Here is a 14,981-nt window from a genome sequence, read left to right on the forward strand (position 1 = left end):
AAGGAATCATAGAAATGCAACTGAACAAAGTGCTGAAGGGGCTGATGATCGCTCTGCCTGTAATGGCAATCGCAGCGTGTTCTTCTAACAAGAACGCCAGCAATGACCAGAGCGGCGAAGGCATGATGGGTGCCGGCACCGGTATGGACGCGAACGGCAATGGCAACATGTCTTCTGAAGAGCAGGCGCGTCTTCAGATGCAGCAGCTGCAGCAGAACAACATCGTTTACTTCGATCTGGATAAATACGACATCCGTTCTGACTTCGCTGCGATGCTGGATGCGCACGCTAACTTCCTGCGTAGCAACCCATCTTACAAAGTCACCGTAGAAGGTCACGCGGACGAACGTGGTACCCCAGAGTACAACATCTCCCTGGGTGAACGTCGTGCTAACGCTGTTAAAATGTACCTGCAGGGTAAAGGCGTTTCTGCTGACCAGATCTCCATCGTTTCTTACGGTAAAGAAAAACCTGCAGTACTGGGTCACGACGAAGCGGCTTACTCCAAAAACCGTCGTGCCGTACTGGTTTACTAAGAGAATTGCATGAGCAGTAACTTCAGACATCATCTGTTGAGTCTGTCGTTACTGGTTGGAATAGCGGCCCCCTGGGCCGCTTTTGCTCAGGCACCAATCAGTAGTGTCGGCTCAGGCTCGGTAGAAGACCGGGTCACTCAACTCGAGCGTATTTCTAACGCTCACAGCCAGCTTTTAACCCAACTCCAGCAACAACTTTCCGATAACCAGCATGATATTGACTCTCTCCGCGGTCAGATTCAGGAAAGCCAGTATCAGCTTAATCAGGTTGTGGAACGTCAGAAGCAAATCTTGTTGCAGATAGATAGCCTGAGCAGCGGTGGTGGTGCAGCAGCGCAACCAGCCGCAGGCGATCAGAGCGGTGCGGCGACGTCTACGCCAGCGCCATCTGCTGATACGTCTGCCTCAACAGGCGCGCCTGTACAGAGCGGTGACGCGAATACGGACTACAATGCGGCCATTGCCCTGGTGCAGGATCAATCTCGTCAGGATGACGCGATTGCTGCGTTTCAGAGCTTTGTTAAGAAATACCCTGATTCCACTTATCAGCCAAATGCCAATTACTGGCTCGGTCAGTTGAATTACAACAAGGGTAAAAAGGACGATGCGGCGTTTTATTTTGCCTCAGTGGTGAAAAATTACCCAAAATCGCCGAAAGCGCCAGATGCGATGTATAAGGTTGGCGTGATCATGCAGGACAAAGGCGACACGGCGAAAGCCAAAGCGGTTTATCAGCAGGTGGTCGCAAAATTCCCGGGTACCGAAGGTGCTAAGCAGGCGCAAAAACGTCTGAATTCGATGGGATGATTATCGCATGACCAGAAATCGCGTTATTTCTGGTCGTGCAGCATGATTACTAAGCAGTTAAGTGATCTTCATCGAAATTTTTGTTGCGCAGAATTCTTAAATCAGTAATATATGCCGCCGTTGCCACGGGATATCAAACAACGTGAAAGCAGCATAAAAGTGGGTCGTTAGCTCAGTTGGTAGAGCAGTTGACTTTTAATCAATTGGTCGCAGGTTCGAATCCTGCACGACCCACCACTTAACGCAGTTCCGGCAGTACAGAGTGGGTGATTAGCTCAGTTGGTAGAGCATCTCCTTTACACGGAGGGGGTCGGCGGTTCGAGCCCGTCATCGCCCACCATTTCGGGTCGTTAGCTCAGTTGGTAGAGCAGTTGACTTTTAATCAATTGGTCGCAGGTTCGAATCCTGCACGACCCACCACTTCGAAGAAAAAAATCCCGCAAGGGGTCGTTAGCTCAGTTGGTAGAGCAGTTGACTTTTAATCAATTGGTCGCAGGTTCGAATCCTGCACGACCCACCACTTTAAAGTGGTACCGAGTAAAAATCTTCGAAGTCAGCACCCGAATGGGTCGTTAGCTCAGTTGGTAGAGCAGTTGACTTTTAATCAATTGGTCGCAGGTTCGAATCCTGCACGACCCACCAGTGTAGAAAGGCGCCCTAAAGGCGCCTTTTTGCTATCTGCGGTACAACAAATGCTCCGCCCATCTATTCCCGGTGACTTTTCACGCCAGATTCGCTATCTTGTTTAGTATACAAAACACAATTGCCACGCATTTTGCTATGTCAGGCAAATGAAAGGCAATATTGTTAAGCCCGTAAAACGAGAAGCCATAATGAGTGTGATGTTTGATCCTGAAGCCGCAATCTATCCGTTTCCGCCTAAGCCTGTCCCGCTGAGCCAGGACGAAAAGCAGTTCTACCGCGAGAAGATTAAACGTCTTCTTAAAGAGCGCGACGCGGTGATGGTGGCCCATTACTACACTGACCCGGAAATTCAGCAGCTGGCGGAAGAGACCGGGGGCTGCATTTCTGACTCACTGGAGATGGCGCGCTTCGGTGCACGACATCCCGCTTCCACGCTGCTGGTTGCCGGCGTGCGTTTTATGGGCGAAACGGCAAAGATCCTGAGCCCGGAAAAAACCATTCTGATGCCCACGCTTAACGCGGAGTGTTCCCTGGATCTCGGCTGTCCGATTGACGAATTCACGGCCTTCTGTGATGCCCACCCTGACCGGACCGTGGTGGTTTACGCGAACACGTCGGCAGCAGTGAAAGCGCGGGCAGACTGGGTGGTCACGTCAAGCATCGCCGTTGAGCTGATAGAATATCTGGATAGTCTGGGGGAGAAAATTATCTGGGCGCCTGATCGCCATCTCGGCAACTATGTTCAGAAGCAGACGGGGGCTGACGTACTCTGCTGGCAGGGCGCCTGTATCGTTCATGACGAGTTCAAGACGCAGGCGCTGGCGCGCATGAAGGCGCTTTATCCTGACGCCGCCATTCTTGTGCACCCTGAATCTCCGCAGTCGATTGTCGACATGGCGGATGCGGTGGGTTCAACCAGCCAGCTTATTAACGCGGCCAGGACTTTACCTCACAAGCAGCTTATCGTGGCGACCGATCGCGGTATCTTCTATAAGATGCAGCAGGCCGTGCCGGAGAAAGAGCTTCTCGAAGCGCCTACCGCAGGCGAGGGGGCAACGTGCCGCAGCTGTGCGCATTGCCCGTGGATGGCGATGAACGGCCTGAAAGCGATTGCCGAAGGGTTAGAAACCGGTGGTGCGGCGCATGAAATCCACGTGGATGCTGGCCTGCGTGAAGGCGCGTTAATTCCGCTTAACCGCATGCTGGATTTTGCGGCTACACTACGTACTTAATTCACTACGCCCCGGGGAAAAGATGGATTTTTTTAGCACACAGAACATTCTGGTTCATATACCGATTGGTGCAGGTGGCTATGACCTGTCATGGATTGAGGCCGTTGGTACGCTGGCGGGACTATTGTGTATCTGGCTGGCAAGCCTTGAGAAGATCAGTAATTATGCGTTCGGGCTGATTAACGTCACGCTGTTTGCGATTATCTTCTTCCAGATCCAGCTGTACGCCAGCCTGCTTTTGCAGCTGTTCTTCTTCGCCGCCAATATTTACGGCTGGTATGCGTGGTCGCGTCAGAACAGCCAGCAGGAGGCAGAGCTGCAGATTCGCTGGCTGCCCTTGCCGAAAGCCATCGCCTGGTTTGTCGCCTGCGTGGTGGCCATTGGCTTAATGACCGTCTTCATCAATCCGGTGTTTGCGTTCCTGACCCGCATTGCCGTTTCGGTCATGTCCGGCATCGGCCTGAACGTGACGATGCCAGAACTCCAGCCGGATGCTTTCCCGTTCTGGGATTCCTGCATGATGGTGCTGTCGATTGCGGCGATGATTCTGATGACCCGTAAATACGTTGAGAACTGGCTCCTGTGGGTCATCATCAACGTTATCAGCGTGGCGATCTTCGCCCTGCAGGGCGTCTATGCCATGTCGCTGGAATATCTGTTGCTGACCTTCATCGCGCTGAACGGTAGCCGGATGTGGATTAACAGCGCGCGTGAGCGAGGCTCTCGCGCGCTTTCCAGCTAGTGGTCATGATGATGTGAATGACCGGACTGCGCCTCGTTAAGGTGGCAGTCCGGTCCGCTACAGGGCTGATACTCCATCTGAACGGTGGCATGGCTAATGTCGTAGTGATGTTCCAGGAAGTGCTGGATGCGATCGAGCAGCGCATCGTGGTCGTGAGGCGGGATCACCTGGACATGGAGCGTCATGACCGGTTTCTCCCCCACCAGCCAGACGTGCACGTGGTGGACATTGCGGACTTCCGGAACAGTACGGCGCAGGTTGCGCTTCAGCTCGTCGATGTCCATGGATGCCGGAGCCCCTTCAAGCAGTTCATTCACGCTCTCCTTCAGCAGCCGCCAGGCGCTGCGCAAGACCAGACACGACACCAGCACGGACAAAATCGGATCGACAGGCGTCCAGCCGGTATAGAGGATCACCAGCGCGGCGAAAATCGCCCCGACTGAACCGAGCAAATCCCCCAGCACATGCAGAGCCGCCGCGCGCACGTTGAGGTTCTTTTCCTCGCTGCCGCGGTGCAAAATCCAGAAGGCCAGGATATTCGCCACCAGCCCTGCCACGGCAATCACCATCATTGTCGCCCCGGCAATCGGCTGAGGATGTCTGAAGCGCTGAATGGCCTCCCAGACGATAAGAATGGTAATGACCACCAGGGCAATCGCGTTAACAAAGGCGGCAAGGGTCGTCAGCCTCAGCCAGCCGAAGGTATGGCGTGTATTGGGGGGACGACGGGCAAACTGTACGGCCAGAAGGGCGAAAAGTAGCGCCGCTGCATCGGTAAGCATATGCCCGGCGTCAGCCAGTAGCGCCAGAGAGCCGGAGACCAGACCGCCGATGACCTCAACAATCATGAAGGTTGCGGTGACGCCAAAGGCCAGCAGCAATCGTTTAGCGTTGTCGTCGCCAGCGGCGTGGGAATGTGTGTGTGCCATGTTATCTTTCCTGATTCGTTATCGTTTTTAGTGTAGCGTTTTTAATAGGTTACTCAAAAAGAAAGGAGAGCCTTAGCTCTCCTTTTATCATTAATTTCACAGCCGGTTACTGAGTCGTACCATCTGTTTTGGTATTGGCATCATCCCCCACTTTGTCATTCGGGTCGGGACATTTGCCATCTTTACACATGGAGTTCTTATGAACTTCATCTTTGCTCATGCTGTCATGATTCATGGTGCCGGAGTCGGTACCGTTGGGGTGCAGCATGGTGCCGCCGGTGTTAGTGTTTCCATTATTGATCTGACTATTATCGACATTGTTCGGGGCGACGTTCTGTTTGGCATCAGGGGCGACCTGGCCTGCTGACGCAGCCGCGTTTGCATCACCGTTACCCGATGAGCCCGTTTCGGCCGCAAGAACGCTACCGCTGGCCAGGGTGAGGGTGGCGGTCAGGAAGAGGGTTGCCAGTTTTGTCATTTTCATCATGGTGCTCCTGTTCTTGTCGTTACGCTGGATAACTTTTTCCAACAGTGCATCTTTTTCAGAGGCGAAAGATTCCGCCATACGGACTTACGTCAGTCGGGAATCGCGTTTAAGCGTGTAAAAATGGTTGTTACAGTTAAAAAGCTTAGGTTAGATCTCGTTTTTCGCTATTTTGTGGCGATTTTTAGGCGAATTCCAGGAATTATCTGCGTGAAGTGTAAAACCGTGTTTACACTTCCTGAGCGACAAGATAGATTGAAAGGATTGCTTTCATTACTAAAGATATGGCAGAGCTGGAACGAAGATGAATTATCAGAATGACGATTTACGTATTAAAGAGATCAATGAGTTATTACCTCCTGTAGCACTCCTTGAGAAATTCCCCGCCACTGAAAATGCCGCAAACACGGTTTCTCATGCTCGTAAAGCGATCCATAAGATCCTGAAAGGTAATGACGATCGTCTTCTGGTGGTGATTGGCCCATGCTCTATCCACGATCCTGCTGCCGCGAAAGAATACGCAGCCCGTCTGCTCACCCTGCGTGAAGAGCTGAAGGATGAGCTGGAAATCGTGATGCGCGTCTATTTTGAAAAACCGCGCACCACCGTTGGCTGGAAAGGGCTGATTAACGATCCGCACATGGATAACAGCTTCCAGATCAACGACGGCCTGCGCATTGCGCGCAAGCTGCTGCTGGAGATTAACGACAGCGGGCTGCCTGCGGCCGGTGAGTTCCTGGATATGATTACGCCCCAGTATCTGGCAGACCTGATGAGCTGGGGGGCAATTGGTGCCCGCACTACTGAATCTCAGGTTCACCGCGAGCTGGCGTCCGGTCTCTCTTGTCCGGTGGGCTTCAAAAACGGCACTGACGGCACCATTAAGGTGGCTATCGACGCCATCAACGCAGCGGGCGCACCGCACTGCTTCCTGTCCGTGACCAAATGGGGCCACTCCGCCATCGTTAACACCAGCGGTAACGGTGACTGCCATATCATTCTGCGCGGCGGCAAAGAGCCGAACTACAGCGCAAAGCATGTGGCCGAAGTCAAAGTCGGGCTGGAAAAAGCCGGGCTGCCACCGCAGGTGATGATCGATTTCAGCCACGCCAACTCAAGCAAGCAGTTTAAAAAGCAGATGGAAGTGGGCGCAGATGTCTGTCAGCAGATTGCCGGCGGTGAGAAGGCGGTAATTGGGGTGATGATCGAAAGCCATCTGGTTGAAGGTAACCAGAACCTGGAAGGCAGCGAGCCGCTGGTGTACGGCAAGAGCGTGACCGATGCCTGCATCGGCTGGGACGATACCGACGCCATCCTGCGCCAGCTGGCGAATGCGGTGAAAGCGCGTCGCGGTTAATTCTGACGGCTCAAATAAAAAAGCGCGGACGGTTCCGCGCTTTTTTTATGGTCAGCGAAAATTACTTCGCTTTACCCTGGTTCGCAACGGCCGCCGCTTTCGCTGCGATTTCGTCCGCGTTACCCAGGTAGTAGTGTTTGATTGGCTTGAAGTTTTCGTCGAACTCATACACCAGCGGTACGCCAGTTGGGATGTTCAGTTCGAGAATTTCGTCTTCACCCATGTTGTCCAGGTATTTCACCAGCGCACGCAGGGAGTTACCGTGAGCGGCGATAATCACGCGCTCGCCGCTTTTCAGACGTGGCAGAATGGTTTCGTTCCAGTAAGGCACAACGCGGTCGATGGTCAGCGCCAGGCTCTCGGTGGTTGGCAGCTCAGCGTCGGTCAGTTTCGCGTAACGCGGGTCGTGGCCCGGGTAGCGCTCGTCATCTTTGGTCAGCTCTGGTGGGGTGACCGCGAAGCCGCGACGCCACTGTTTAACCTGCTCGTCACCGTATTTCTCAGCGGTTTCCGCTTTGTTCAGGCCCTGCAGCGCACCGTAGTGACGCTCGTTCAGTTTCCAGGATTTCTCAACCGGCAGCCAGGCCTGGTCCAGTTCGTCCAGCACGTTCCACAGGGTATGGATGGCACGTTTCAGCACAGAGGTGTAAGCAAAATCAAAGCTGAAGCCTTCTTCCTTCAGCAGTTTACCTGCTGCTTTTGCTTCGCTTACGCCTTTCTCGGACAGATCAACGTCGTACCAACCGGTAAAGCGGTTTTCGTTGTTCCACTGGCTTTCGCCGTGACGCACCAGAACCAGCTTAGTAATAGCCATCTCTTACTCCTCAAGCATTTTTAGAATGATAACAATTCTCATTATATTGCCGTGGCCGTGCCAGCAGCAACGCTTAACCCTAACCATAGCGAAAATAGTCTCTGAGTGTAAGATGCTTGTGAATCCAGGGTTATGATTTTGTCTGCGATCGGCGCTATTTTCAGCAAGGCGCACAGAAAAAAGCCCTCCAGAGGGAGGGCTGAATATTAATGTGGAATAAAATGATACTCCGTCACGCTAACGTACTCTTCACCCGGGCGCAGCACGCAGTCCGGCTGCGGCCATTCCGGATGATTCGGGCTGTCCGGCAGGAACTCGCTCTCCAGCGCCAGGCCTTGCCAGTCGCTGTACTCTTCGTGTTCGCGCGCCGTCGTGCCGCCGAGATAGTTACCTGAGTAGAACTGCAGGGCAGGAGCGGTGGTATAAACCGTCATCTGCAGCTTCTCATCGGTGGACCAGACCTGTGCGGCAGGTTGTTTCACATCGCCTTTAGCCTGCAGCAGGAACGCGTGGTCGTAGCCTTTCACCTTGCGCTGGTCGTCATCGCTCAGGAAATCCTGGGCGATGGATTTCGCGCTGCGGAAGTCAAAGCTGGTGCCGCTCACGTCTTTGAGGCCCTGGTACGGAATGCCCATCTCATCAACCGGCAGATACGCATCCGCCAGGATCTGAAGCTTGTGGTTCCGCACGTCGCACTGGTTACCGTCCAGATTAAAGTACGCGTGATTGGTCAGGTTAACCGGACACGGCTTGTCGACCGTCGCACGGTATTCAATGGCGATACGGTTGTCGTCGGTCAATGTAAAGCGCGCGGAGGCGATAAGGTTACCCGGGAAGCCCTGATCGCCGTCCTGCGAATCCAGCGAGAACAGCACTTCGCCGTCGTTTTGACGAACAATCTTCCAGCGACGTTTATCAAACCCGTCCGGGCCGCCGTGCAGCTGGTTCTCACCCTGGCTTGGAAGCAGGGTGTACGGCACGCCGTCGAGTTCAAAACGGCTCTTCGCGATGCGGTTCGCATAGCGCCCTACGGATGCACCCAGATAGGCAGACTGATTAACATACTGCTCGGGCGATGCGCAGCCGAGCAGGGTTTCGCGCACGCTGCCGTCCGGCATCGGTACGCGTGCTGAAAGAAGGGTTGCACCCCAGTCCATGAGCGTAACCACCATCCCCGCGCGATTGCGCAGGGTTAACAGGCGATACGGCAGACCATCCGGTGCGAGGGTAGGTGTTTCGTTTAGCACTGTCCGGCTCCTTGTGATGCTTTGCAAACATAGAAGGTTTCTTTGATACCTGTTTTTGCTTCGTACTGCTTCGCCACGGCGTCCTGTACAGCAGGGACCAGCTCCTCAGGCACCAGCGCAACGATGCAGCCGCCAAAACCGCCGCCCGTCATGCGTACGCCGCCTTTGTCGCCAATGACCGCTTTGACGATCTCCACCAGGGTGTCGATTTGCGGAACGGTAATCTCGAAATCATCGCGCATGGAGGCGTGAGATTCTGCCATCAGCTCACCCATGCGTTTCAGATCACCTTTCGCCAGCGCGGACGCGGCTTCAACGGTACGGGCATTTTCCGTCAGCACGTGACGAACGCGTTTGGCGACAATCGGATCCAGCTCGTGCGCCACTTTGTTAAATTCATTGAGCGTGACGTCGCGCAGTGCGGGCTGCTGGAAGAAGCGGGCGCCGGTTTCGCACTGCTCGCGGCGGGTGTTGTACTCGCTGCCCACCAGCGTGCGTTTAAAGTTGCTGTTGACGATCACGACAGCCGCGCCTTTTGGCAGGGGAACGGCTTTGGTGCCCAGCGAGCGGCAGTCGATCAGCAGCGCGTGTTCTTTTTTGCCCAGCGCGGAGATCAGCTGGTCCATGATGCCGCAGTTGCAGCCCACGAACTGGTTTTCCGCTTCCTGGCCGTTCAGGGCGATTTGCGCGCCATCCAGCGGCAAATGATAGAGCTGCTGAAACACGGTGCCGACGGCGACCTCCAGAGACGCAGAGGAGCTTAAGCCCGCCCCCTGCGGCACGTTGCCGCTGATGACCAAATCGGCGCCGCCGAAGTTTTTGTTACGCTTCTGCAGATGCTTCACCACGCCGCGCACGTAGTTAGACCACTGCTGGCTGTCGTGCGTCACAATCGGGGCATCGAGGGAAAACACGTCCGTCTCATTACCGTAATCCGCCGCAATCACGCGAACCTGGCGGTCGTCGCGCTTCGCGCAGCTGATGACCGTCTGGTAATCGATGGCGCACGGCAGCACAAAGCCGTCGTTGTAGTCGGTGTGTTCACCAATCAGGTTGACGCGGCCAGGTGCCTGAATTACGTGGGTGGCAGGGTAGCCAAATTTCTCAGCAAACAGGGATTGTGTTTTATCTTTCAGACTCATTTTTTAGACTCCTGATTCGCGATAGTGGACGTCGCTAACGGCACGCAGACGTTCAGCCGCCTGTTCCGCCGTCAGATCACGCTGGGTTTCTGCCAGCATTTCGTAGCCCACCATAAATTTACGCACCGTCGCAGAGCGCAGCAGCGGCGGATAGAAATGGGCGTGCAGCTGCCAGTGCTGATTCTCTTCCCCGTTAAACGGTGCGCCGTGCCAGCCCATGGAGTACGGGAAGGAGCACTGGAACAGGTTGTCGTAACGGCTGGTCAGCTTTTTCAGCGCCAGGGCAAGGTCGTCGCGCTGCGCGTCGCTGAGTTCGGTGATGCGCTGCACGTGCGCTTTCGGCAGCAGCAGCGTCTCAAACGGCCAGGCGGCCCAGTAAGGCACGACGGCCAGCCAGTGTTCGGTCTCCACCACGGTACGGCTGCCGTCGGCCAGCTCACGCTGCGCGTAATCCACCAGCATCGGCGAGCCGTTTTGCGCGTAATACGCTTTTTGCAGACGGTCTTCACGCTCGGCTTCGTTAGGCAGGAAGCTGTTCGCCCAGACCTGGCCATGCGGATGCGGGTTGGAGCAGCCCATGGCCGCACCTTTATTTTCAAACACCTGCACCCATGGGTAAGTTTGACCCAGCTCGGCAGTTTGCGCCTGCCAGGTGCTGACCACCTCTTTCAGTGCCTCAACGCTCAGCTCCGGCAGCGTTTTGCTGTGATCGGGGGAGAAGCAGATCACGCGGCTGGTACCGCGCGCGCTTTCACAGCGCATCAGCGGATCGTGGCTTTCCGGCGCGTCCGGCGTGTCGGTCATCAGGGCGGCAAAATCGTTGGTAAACACGAAGGTGCCTTTGTAGTCCGGGTTTTTATCCCCGGTGACGCGCGTATTGCCCGGACAGAGGAAGCAGTCCGGGTCGTGCTGCGGCAGGGTCTGTTTTGCAGGCGTCTCCTGCGCCCCCTGCCAGGGGCGCTTGGCGCGATGCGGAGAAACTAAAATCCATTGCCCGCTTAACGGGTTAAAACGACGATGCGGATGATCGACGGGATTAAATTGCGTCATGACGGATCCTTAGTCCGGATAGCCTTGCGGGTGGCGTGACTGCCAGTGCCAGGTATCCTGTGCCATTTCATCAAGCGTGCGCGTGACACGCCAGTTAAGCTCTTTGTCGGCTTTGGTGGCGTCGGCCCAGTAAGCAGGCAGATCGCCCTCACGACGCGGTGCGAAGTGGTAGTTCACCGGCTTGCCGCAGGCTTTGCTGAAGGCATTGACTACGTCCAGCACGCTGCTGCCGACCCCGGCGCCGAGGTTGTAAATATGCACGCCCGGTTTGTCCGCCAGCTGCTGCATGGCCGCAACGTGGCCGTCGGCCAGATCCATCACGTGGATATAGTCGCGCACGCCGGTGCCGTCTTCGGTCGGGTAGTCATTGCCAAAAATCGCCAGCGACTCGCGGCGGCCTACGGCCACCTGGGCGATATACGGCATCAGGTTGTTCGGAATGCCCTGCGGATCTTCCCCCATATCGCCAGACGGATGCGCACCGACCGGGTTGAAGTAGCGCAGCAGCGCGATGCTCCACTCCGGCTGGGCTTTTTGCAGATCGGTCAGGATCTGCTCCACCATCAGCTTGCTTTTGCCGTACGGGCTCTGCGGCGTCCCGGTCGGGAAGCTTTCAACGTAAGGGATTTTAGGCTGATCGCCGTAGACGGTGGCGGAAGAGCTAAAGATGAAGTTTTTGACGTTGGCCGCACGCATGGCGGAGATGAGACGCAGGGTGCCGTTGACGTTGTTGTCGTAATACTCAAGCGGCTTAGCAACGGATTCACCGACCGCTTTCAGACCCGCGAAGTGGATCACCGCTTCAATGGCGTGGTCGTGAAGGATCTCGGTCATCAGCGCTTCGTTACGGATGTCGCCTTCCACGAACGTCGGGTGTTTACCGCCAAGACGTTCAATCACAGGCAGCACGCTGCGCTTACTGTTGCACAGGTTGTCGAGAATGATGACGTCATGGCCGTTTTGCAGCAGCTGCACGCAGGTATGACTACCGATGTAACCGCTACCACCTGTTACCAGAACTCGCATATTTCGCTCCATTGGGCTTATGGTATGTAATTACAATAGCATAACATAGACGCGAAAAGTGTGACATGGGATAAAATAGTGGAATCGTTTACACTGTTTTTTAAATCCGATTTTCAGCTACCGTGAGGCATTGTAGATCAACGGGATAGCAATGTATTAGTGCAGGTTATCTGAAAAACGGAGGGCGGTGCCCTCCGGGGATTAATCGATTTTGCTTTGCCGATAGTAATAGTGCTCACCGTCCGGAACAAACTCCAGGCGATGGGTGATGCAGGAGGGGGCATCTTCGACATGATGTGAAACGAACAGCAGCTGCGTTTCACCTTCGCTAATCAGCACGTCCACAAAGCGGCGGATAAGCTGGCGGTTCAACGGGTCGAGTCCCTGCAGCGGCTCGTCGAGGATCAGCAGCGTAGGGTGTTTCACCAGCGCGCGAACGATCAGCGCCAGTCGCTGCTGCCCCCACGAAAGACTATGAAACGGCGCGTCAGCAACCCGGTTGTCCATGCCCAGAATGTCCAGCCACTGCTGTGCCAGCTTGTGCTGTTTGTCCGACACCGCCTGATAAATGCCGATGGAGTCAAAATACCCGGAGAGGATCACGTTGCGTACCGTGGTACTGACCCGGTAATCCAGATGCAGGCTGCTGCTGACGTAGCCGATATGTTTTTTGATATCCCAGATGGTTTCGCCGCTGCCGCGACGCCGACCGAACAGCGTGAGGTCGTTGCTGTAGCCCTGCGGATGATCGCCGGTAATCAGGCTCAGCAGCGTGGATTTTCCCGCGCCGTTGGGGCCGACAATCTGCCAGTGCTCACCTGGATTGACCGTCCAGCTGAGGTGATTAAGGATCGGGCGATCGTCATAAGAGACCACCCCATCGCGCAGCACGATGCGCGGCTGGTGGGGATCAAGCGCGTGGCGCGCCGACGGGGCGTCGGGTTCCGGAAGGGTAATACCGTCGAGCTGTTCGCTGTGCGCGAGCTGGGCAATCAGCGCCTGCTTAAGCAGCGCGGTTTTTTCGCCGGTCTCTGTCAGGTTACAGTCGGCCAGGACGCCCGCGTGCTGGATAAAGTCCGGAATTTCATCAAAACGGTTAAGCACCAGCACGAGGGTATATCCCTGCTGATTAAGCGACGCCAGCAGAGACGCCAGCTGCGCCCGGGATTGCACGTCAAGACCGTCGAACGGTTCGTCCAGAATAAGCAGTTCAGGTTCGCTCATCAGCGCCTGACAAAGCAGCGTTTTTCGCGTCTCGCCGGTCGAAAGGTATTTAAAGCGCCGGTTCAGCAGAGGGGTGATACCGAACTGTTCTGCCAGGCACTGGCAGCGGGCGGGATCCTTCACTTCATCCTGAATAATTTCCGCCGTCGTACGGCCGGTATCCTCTTCGCCAGGGCTGAGCAAATCGGTGTTGTTGCGCTGCCACTCGTCGCTGACCAGCTTTTGCAGTTGTTCAAACGACAGGCGCGTCAGGCGCGTAAAGTCGCTCTGGTATTCGCCCTTGAGGAGGTTGAGCTCTCCGGCCAGCGCGCGGGCCAGCGCGGATTTACCGCTGCCGTTTGTGCCGACAAACGCCCAGCTTTCACCCGCGCGTAGCGTCAAATCAGCAATTGTCAGCGTTCGGGTATCGCTAAGACGAAACGTGCCTTGCGAAATATGCAATGATGACATGGTTTATCCCTGTTTTTGCAGCACCAGATATCAGGGATACGCACTGTCGGTACGATTGTCAATGTGCTCAGCACAAAGTGGCGATAATCACCCGGTCCGCGTTGAAATACGCGGTGACGGCAGCACCTTCTTCTAAACCGTCCGACTCGCTGAGCGGTACGGTCGCGCAAAGCGGCTGTCCATCTGCCAGGGTCATCAGCACTTCGCACTGCGCCTGGCCGCGTTCGATATGGCTGATGGTGCCCTGCAGCTGGTTATCTGCTGTCTTTGCCGCGTCGGGATCGCGTGTAATACTGACCCACGGCGCTTTCAGGAGCACCAGCACCTCTTTCCCTTCATCCAGTTCAAGACGTTCCGCGCTTTGCGCCGTTATGGCGGCCTTCAGACGGGTGGTGCCATCGGCAAGCAGGATCTCAATATGCTGCTGTATCTGCAGATTGTCGCGCGCCGTCACCGTACCAAACCACTGGTTGCGGGCGCTGGTTTGTAGCGAGAAGCGGGAAATGGCGGCCAGCAGACTGTCCAGCGGAACGTGATCGTCATCGCTTAACGCATCGAACGCTTTTTGCTGAATCTGGGCCAGCAGATCGTAAAGCTGAATAAGGCGCTGGCCATAACGCGTCAAGATTGCACCGCCGCCGCCTTTGCCGCCCGTGGCTCTGTCCACCAGCGGCTGTTCGCTCAGGGTGTTCATGTCGTTGATGGCGTCCCAGGCACTTTTGTAGCTGATGCCCGCGTTTTTCGCCCCCTGGCTAATCGAGCCCGTTTGTTCTATTTGTTTAAGCAGGGCGATACGTCGCGGATCGGCGAAAAGCTTTTGCTGAAGTCGGAGTGTGAGAAGAATTTCGGCCTGCATAACAGTGTCCTGGCAAAAAGGGTATTGTGACCCAAATGGTGCAGGGCGCAAAGGGTACCGCACAAAAGGGGATGTTTTTCTCAGTTGAAAGGGTAGAATAAGCTGTTCACAATATCTGGAGAAAACCATGTTAGAGTTGTTGAAAAGTCTGGTATTCGCCGTGATCATGGTACCAGTAGTGATGGCCATCATCCTCGGTGCCATCTACGGCCTGGGTGAAGTGTTCAACGTCTTTTCGAACATTGGTCACAGAGACCAGGCTAAAAAGCAGCATTGATTCCCCCCAAAACGCCCGGCTTGTCCGGGCGTTTTGCTCTCAAGATTTTCCCGTTTTCGCCGATACTCTTTAACGCACTACGCCGGTTTACCTCTTCAGCGGTACGATTAAACGCTGGGATCTCCCTGATGTTACCGTTATATTAATGTGTATATAACGCTAC

The 14,981-nt window shown here is 55.3% G+C and carries 15 protein-coding genes and 5 tRNA genes; 11 read left to right on the plus strand and 9 right to left on the minus strand.

The genetic code is table 11. The features are described from left to right. The first annotated feature begins 14 nt into the window (after positions 1–14). The 9 genes from pal (at position 15) to pnuC (ending at position 3,962) form a co-directional block, all read left to right on the plus strand. The gene (gene pal, locus HMPREF3143_RS04170; protein ID WP_003858578.1) at positions 15–536 is read left to right on the plus strand and encodes a peptidoglycan-associated lipoprotein Pal; all 522 of its coding nucleotides are present in this window, start codon (positions 15–17) and stop codon (positions 534–536) included. A gap of 9 nt (positions 537–545) precedes the next feature. Beyond that, positions 546–1,343: a cell division protein CpoB gene (gene cpoB, locus HMPREF3143_RS04175; RefSeq protein WP_070531878.1), complete on the plus strand. Its 798-nt coding sequence runs from the start codon at positions 546–548 to the stop codon at positions 1,341–1,343. Between the two features lie 161 nt (positions 1,344–1,504). Beyond that, positions 1,505–1,580: transfer RNA gene (locus HMPREF3143_RS04180), tRNA-Lys, on the plus strand. Positions 1,581–1,607: 27 nt separating this feature from the next. Then, a tRNA-Val gene (locus HMPREF3143_RS04185) sits at positions 1,608–1,683 on the plus strand. A gap of 4 nt (positions 1,684–1,687) precedes the next feature. Further along, a tRNA-Lys gene (locus HMPREF3143_RS04190) sits at positions 1,688–1,763 on the plus strand. Positions 1,764–1,787: 24 nt separating this feature from the next. Beyond that, positions 1,788–1,863, plus strand: a tRNA-Lys gene (locus tag HMPREF3143_RS04195). A gap of 46 nt (positions 1,864–1,909) precedes the next feature. Beyond that, a tRNA-Lys gene (locus HMPREF3143_RS04200) sits at positions 1,910–1,985 on the plus strand. Positions 1,986–2,176: 191 nt separating this feature from the next. Further along, positions 2,177–3,220: a quinolinate synthase NadA gene (gene nadA / locus HMPREF3143_RS04205; RefSeq protein WP_045373092.1), complete on the plus strand. Its 1,044-nt coding sequence runs from the start codon at positions 2,177–2,179 to the stop codon at positions 3,218–3,220. 22 nt (positions 3,221–3,242) lie between these two features. Next, complete coding sequence (pnuC, locus tag HMPREF3143_RS04210; protein WP_023293003.1) at positions 3,243–3,962, plus strand: nicotinamide riboside transporter PnuC; 720 nt, start codon at positions 3,243–3,245, stop codon at positions 3,960–3,962. On the opposite strand, the gene zitB is transcribed toward pnuC, so the two are convergent. Together zitB and HMPREF3143_RS04220 are read right to left on the minus strand one after the other, a co-directional pair. Continuing rightward, positions 3,959–4,891 (minus strand): CDF family zinc transporter ZitB, encoded by a 933-nt coding sequence (zitB, locus tag HMPREF3143_RS04215; protein ID WP_070531880.1) that lies wholly within the window; start codon positions 4,889–4,891, stop codon positions 3,959–3,961. The two genes, pnuC and zitB, sit on opposite strands and share 4 nt — an antisense overlap. 106 nt (positions 4,892–4,997) lie before the next feature. After that, positions 4,998–5,375: a YbgS-like family protein gene (locus HMPREF3143_RS04220; protein WP_008501109.1), complete on the minus strand. Its 378-nt coding sequence runs from the start codon at positions 5,373–5,375 to the stop codon at positions 4,998–5,000. Between the two features lie 304 nt (positions 5,376–5,679). Between HMPREF3143_RS04220 and aroG the strand changes: the two genes are divergently transcribed. Beyond that, a complete protein-coding gene (gene aroG / locus HMPREF3143_RS04225) occupies positions 5,680–6,732 on the plus strand; it encodes a 3-deoxy-7-phosphoheptulonate synthase AroG (RefSeq protein ID WP_008501110.1) in 1,053 nt (350 codons plus the stop codon). A 61-nt stretch (positions 6,733–6,793) separates the two neighbouring features. Here aroG and gpmA read toward each other — a convergent pair whose 3' ends face one another. From gpmA to modE, 7 genes are all read right to left on the minus strand, one after another. Continuing rightward, complete coding sequence (gpmA, locus tag HMPREF3143_RS04230; protein WP_008501111.1) at positions 6,794–7,546, minus strand: 2,3-diphosphoglycerate-dependent phosphoglycerate mutase; 753 nt, start codon at positions 7,544–7,546, stop codon at positions 6,794–6,796. Positions 7,547–7,752: 206 nt separating this feature from the next. Then, positions 7,753–8,793, minus strand: a complete 1,041-nt coding sequence (galM, locus tag HMPREF3143_RS04235) for a galactose-1-epimerase (RefSeq protein ID WP_045373088.1) — start codon at positions 8,791–8,793, stop codon at positions 7,753–7,755. Next, entirely contained in the window at positions 8,787–9,935 is a 1,149-nt protein-coding gene (galK, locus tag HMPREF3143_RS04240) for a galactokinase (protein ID WP_070531883.1), read from the minus strand. The genes galM and galK overlap by 7 nt, the downstream gene beginning before the upstream one ends. Before the next feature lie 3 nt (positions 9,936–9,938). Beyond that, positions 9,939–10,985, minus strand: coding sequence for a galactose-1-phosphate uridylyltransferase (gene galT, locus HMPREF3143_RS04245; RefSeq protein WP_023326926.1), 1,047 nt, complete (start codon positions 10,983–10,985; stop codon positions 9,939–9,941). 9 nt (positions 10,986–10,994) lie between these two features. Further along, complete coding sequence (galE, locus tag HMPREF3143_RS04250) at positions 10,995–12,011, minus strand: UDP-glucose 4-epimerase GalE (RefSeq protein ID WP_008501115.1); 1,017 nt, start codon at positions 12,009–12,011, stop codon at positions 10,995–10,997. Between the two features lie 201 nt (positions 12,012–12,212). Beyond that, complete coding sequence (gene modF / locus HMPREF3143_RS04255; RefSeq protein WP_070531886.1) at positions 12,213–13,685, minus strand: molybdate ABC transporter ATP-binding protein ModF; 1,473 nt, start codon at positions 13,683–13,685, stop codon at positions 12,213–12,215. A gap of 67 nt (positions 13,686–13,752) precedes the next feature. After that, positions 13,753–14,541 (minus strand): molybdenum-dependent transcriptional regulator, encoded by a 789-nt coding sequence (gene modE, locus HMPREF3143_RS04260; RefSeq protein ID WP_070531890.1) that lies wholly within the window; start codon positions 14,539–14,541, stop codon positions 13,753–13,755. Between the two features lie 127 nt (positions 14,542–14,668). Between modE and HMPREF3143_RS04265 the strand changes: the two genes are divergently transcribed. Beyond that, positions 14,669–14,818 (plus strand): AcrZ family multidrug efflux pump-associated protein, encoded by a 150-nt coding sequence (locus tag HMPREF3143_RS04265; RefSeq protein ID WP_008501118.1) that lies wholly within the window; start codon positions 14,669–14,671, stop codon positions 14,816–14,818. Positions 14,819–14,981 lie beyond the last annotated feature (163 nt).

Origin of the sequence: Enterobacter sp. HMSC16D10 (genome assembly GCF_001807145.1) — a bacterium.
Taxonomy (GTDB): domain Bacteria; phylum Pseudomonadota; class Gammaproteobacteria; order Enterobacterales; family Enterobacteriaceae; genus Enterobacter; species Enterobacter roggenkampii.

Excerpts from the sequence above, each read along its gene's own strand:
- pnuC (WP_023293003.1), top strand. The coding sequence starts at position 3,243 with ATGGATTTTTTTAGCACACAGAACATTCTGGTTCATATACCGATTGGT.
- nadA (WP_045373092.1), top strand. The coding sequence starts at position 2,177 with ATGAGTGTGATGTTTGATCCTGAAGCCGCAATCTATCCGTTTCCGCCT.
- modE (WP_070531890.1), bottom strand. The coding sequence starts at position 14,541 with ATGCAGGCCGAAATTCTTCTCACACTCCGACTTCAGCAAAAGCTTTTC.
- zitB (WP_070531880.1), bottom strand. The coding sequence starts at position 4,891 with ATGGCACACACACATTCCCACGCCGCTGGCGACGACAACGCTAAACGA.
- HMPREF3143_RS04220 (WP_008501109.1), bottom strand. The coding sequence starts at position 5,375 with ATGAAAATGACAAAACTGGCAACCCTCTTCCTGACCGCCACCCTCACC.
- modF (WP_070531886.1), bottom strand. The coding sequence starts at position 13,685 with ATGTCATCATTGCATATTTCGCAAGGCACGTTTCGTCTTAGCGATACC.
- pal (WP_003858578.1), top strand. The coding sequence starts at position 15 with ATGCAACTGAACAAAGTGCTGAAGGGGCTGATGATCGCTCTGCCTGTA.
- galT (WP_023326926.1), bottom strand. The coding sequence starts at position 10,985 with ATGACGCAATTTAATCCCGTCGATCATCCGCATCGTCGTTTTAACCCG.
- HMPREF3143_RS04265 (WP_008501118.1), top strand. The coding sequence starts at position 14,669 with ATGTTAGAGTTGTTGAAAAGTCTGGTATTCGCCGTGATCATGGTACCA.
- aroG (WP_008501110.1), top strand. The coding sequence starts at position 5,680 with ATGAATTATCAGAATGACGATTTACGTATTAAAGAGATCAATGAGTTA.
- cpoB (WP_070531878.1), top strand. The coding sequence starts at position 546 with ATGAGCAGTAACTTCAGACATCATCTGTTGAGTCTGTCGTTACTGGTT.
- galK (WP_070531883.1), bottom strand. The coding sequence starts at position 9,935 with ATGAGTCTGAAAGATAAAACACAATCCCTGTTTGCTGAGAAATTTGGC.
- galE (WP_008501115.1), bottom strand. The coding sequence starts at position 12,011 with ATGCGAGTTCTGGTAACAGGTGGTAGCGGTTACATCGGTAGTCATACC.
- gpmA (WP_008501111.1), bottom strand. The coding sequence starts at position 7,546 with ATGGCTATTACTAAGCTGGTTCTGGTGCGTCACGGCGAAAGCCAGTGG.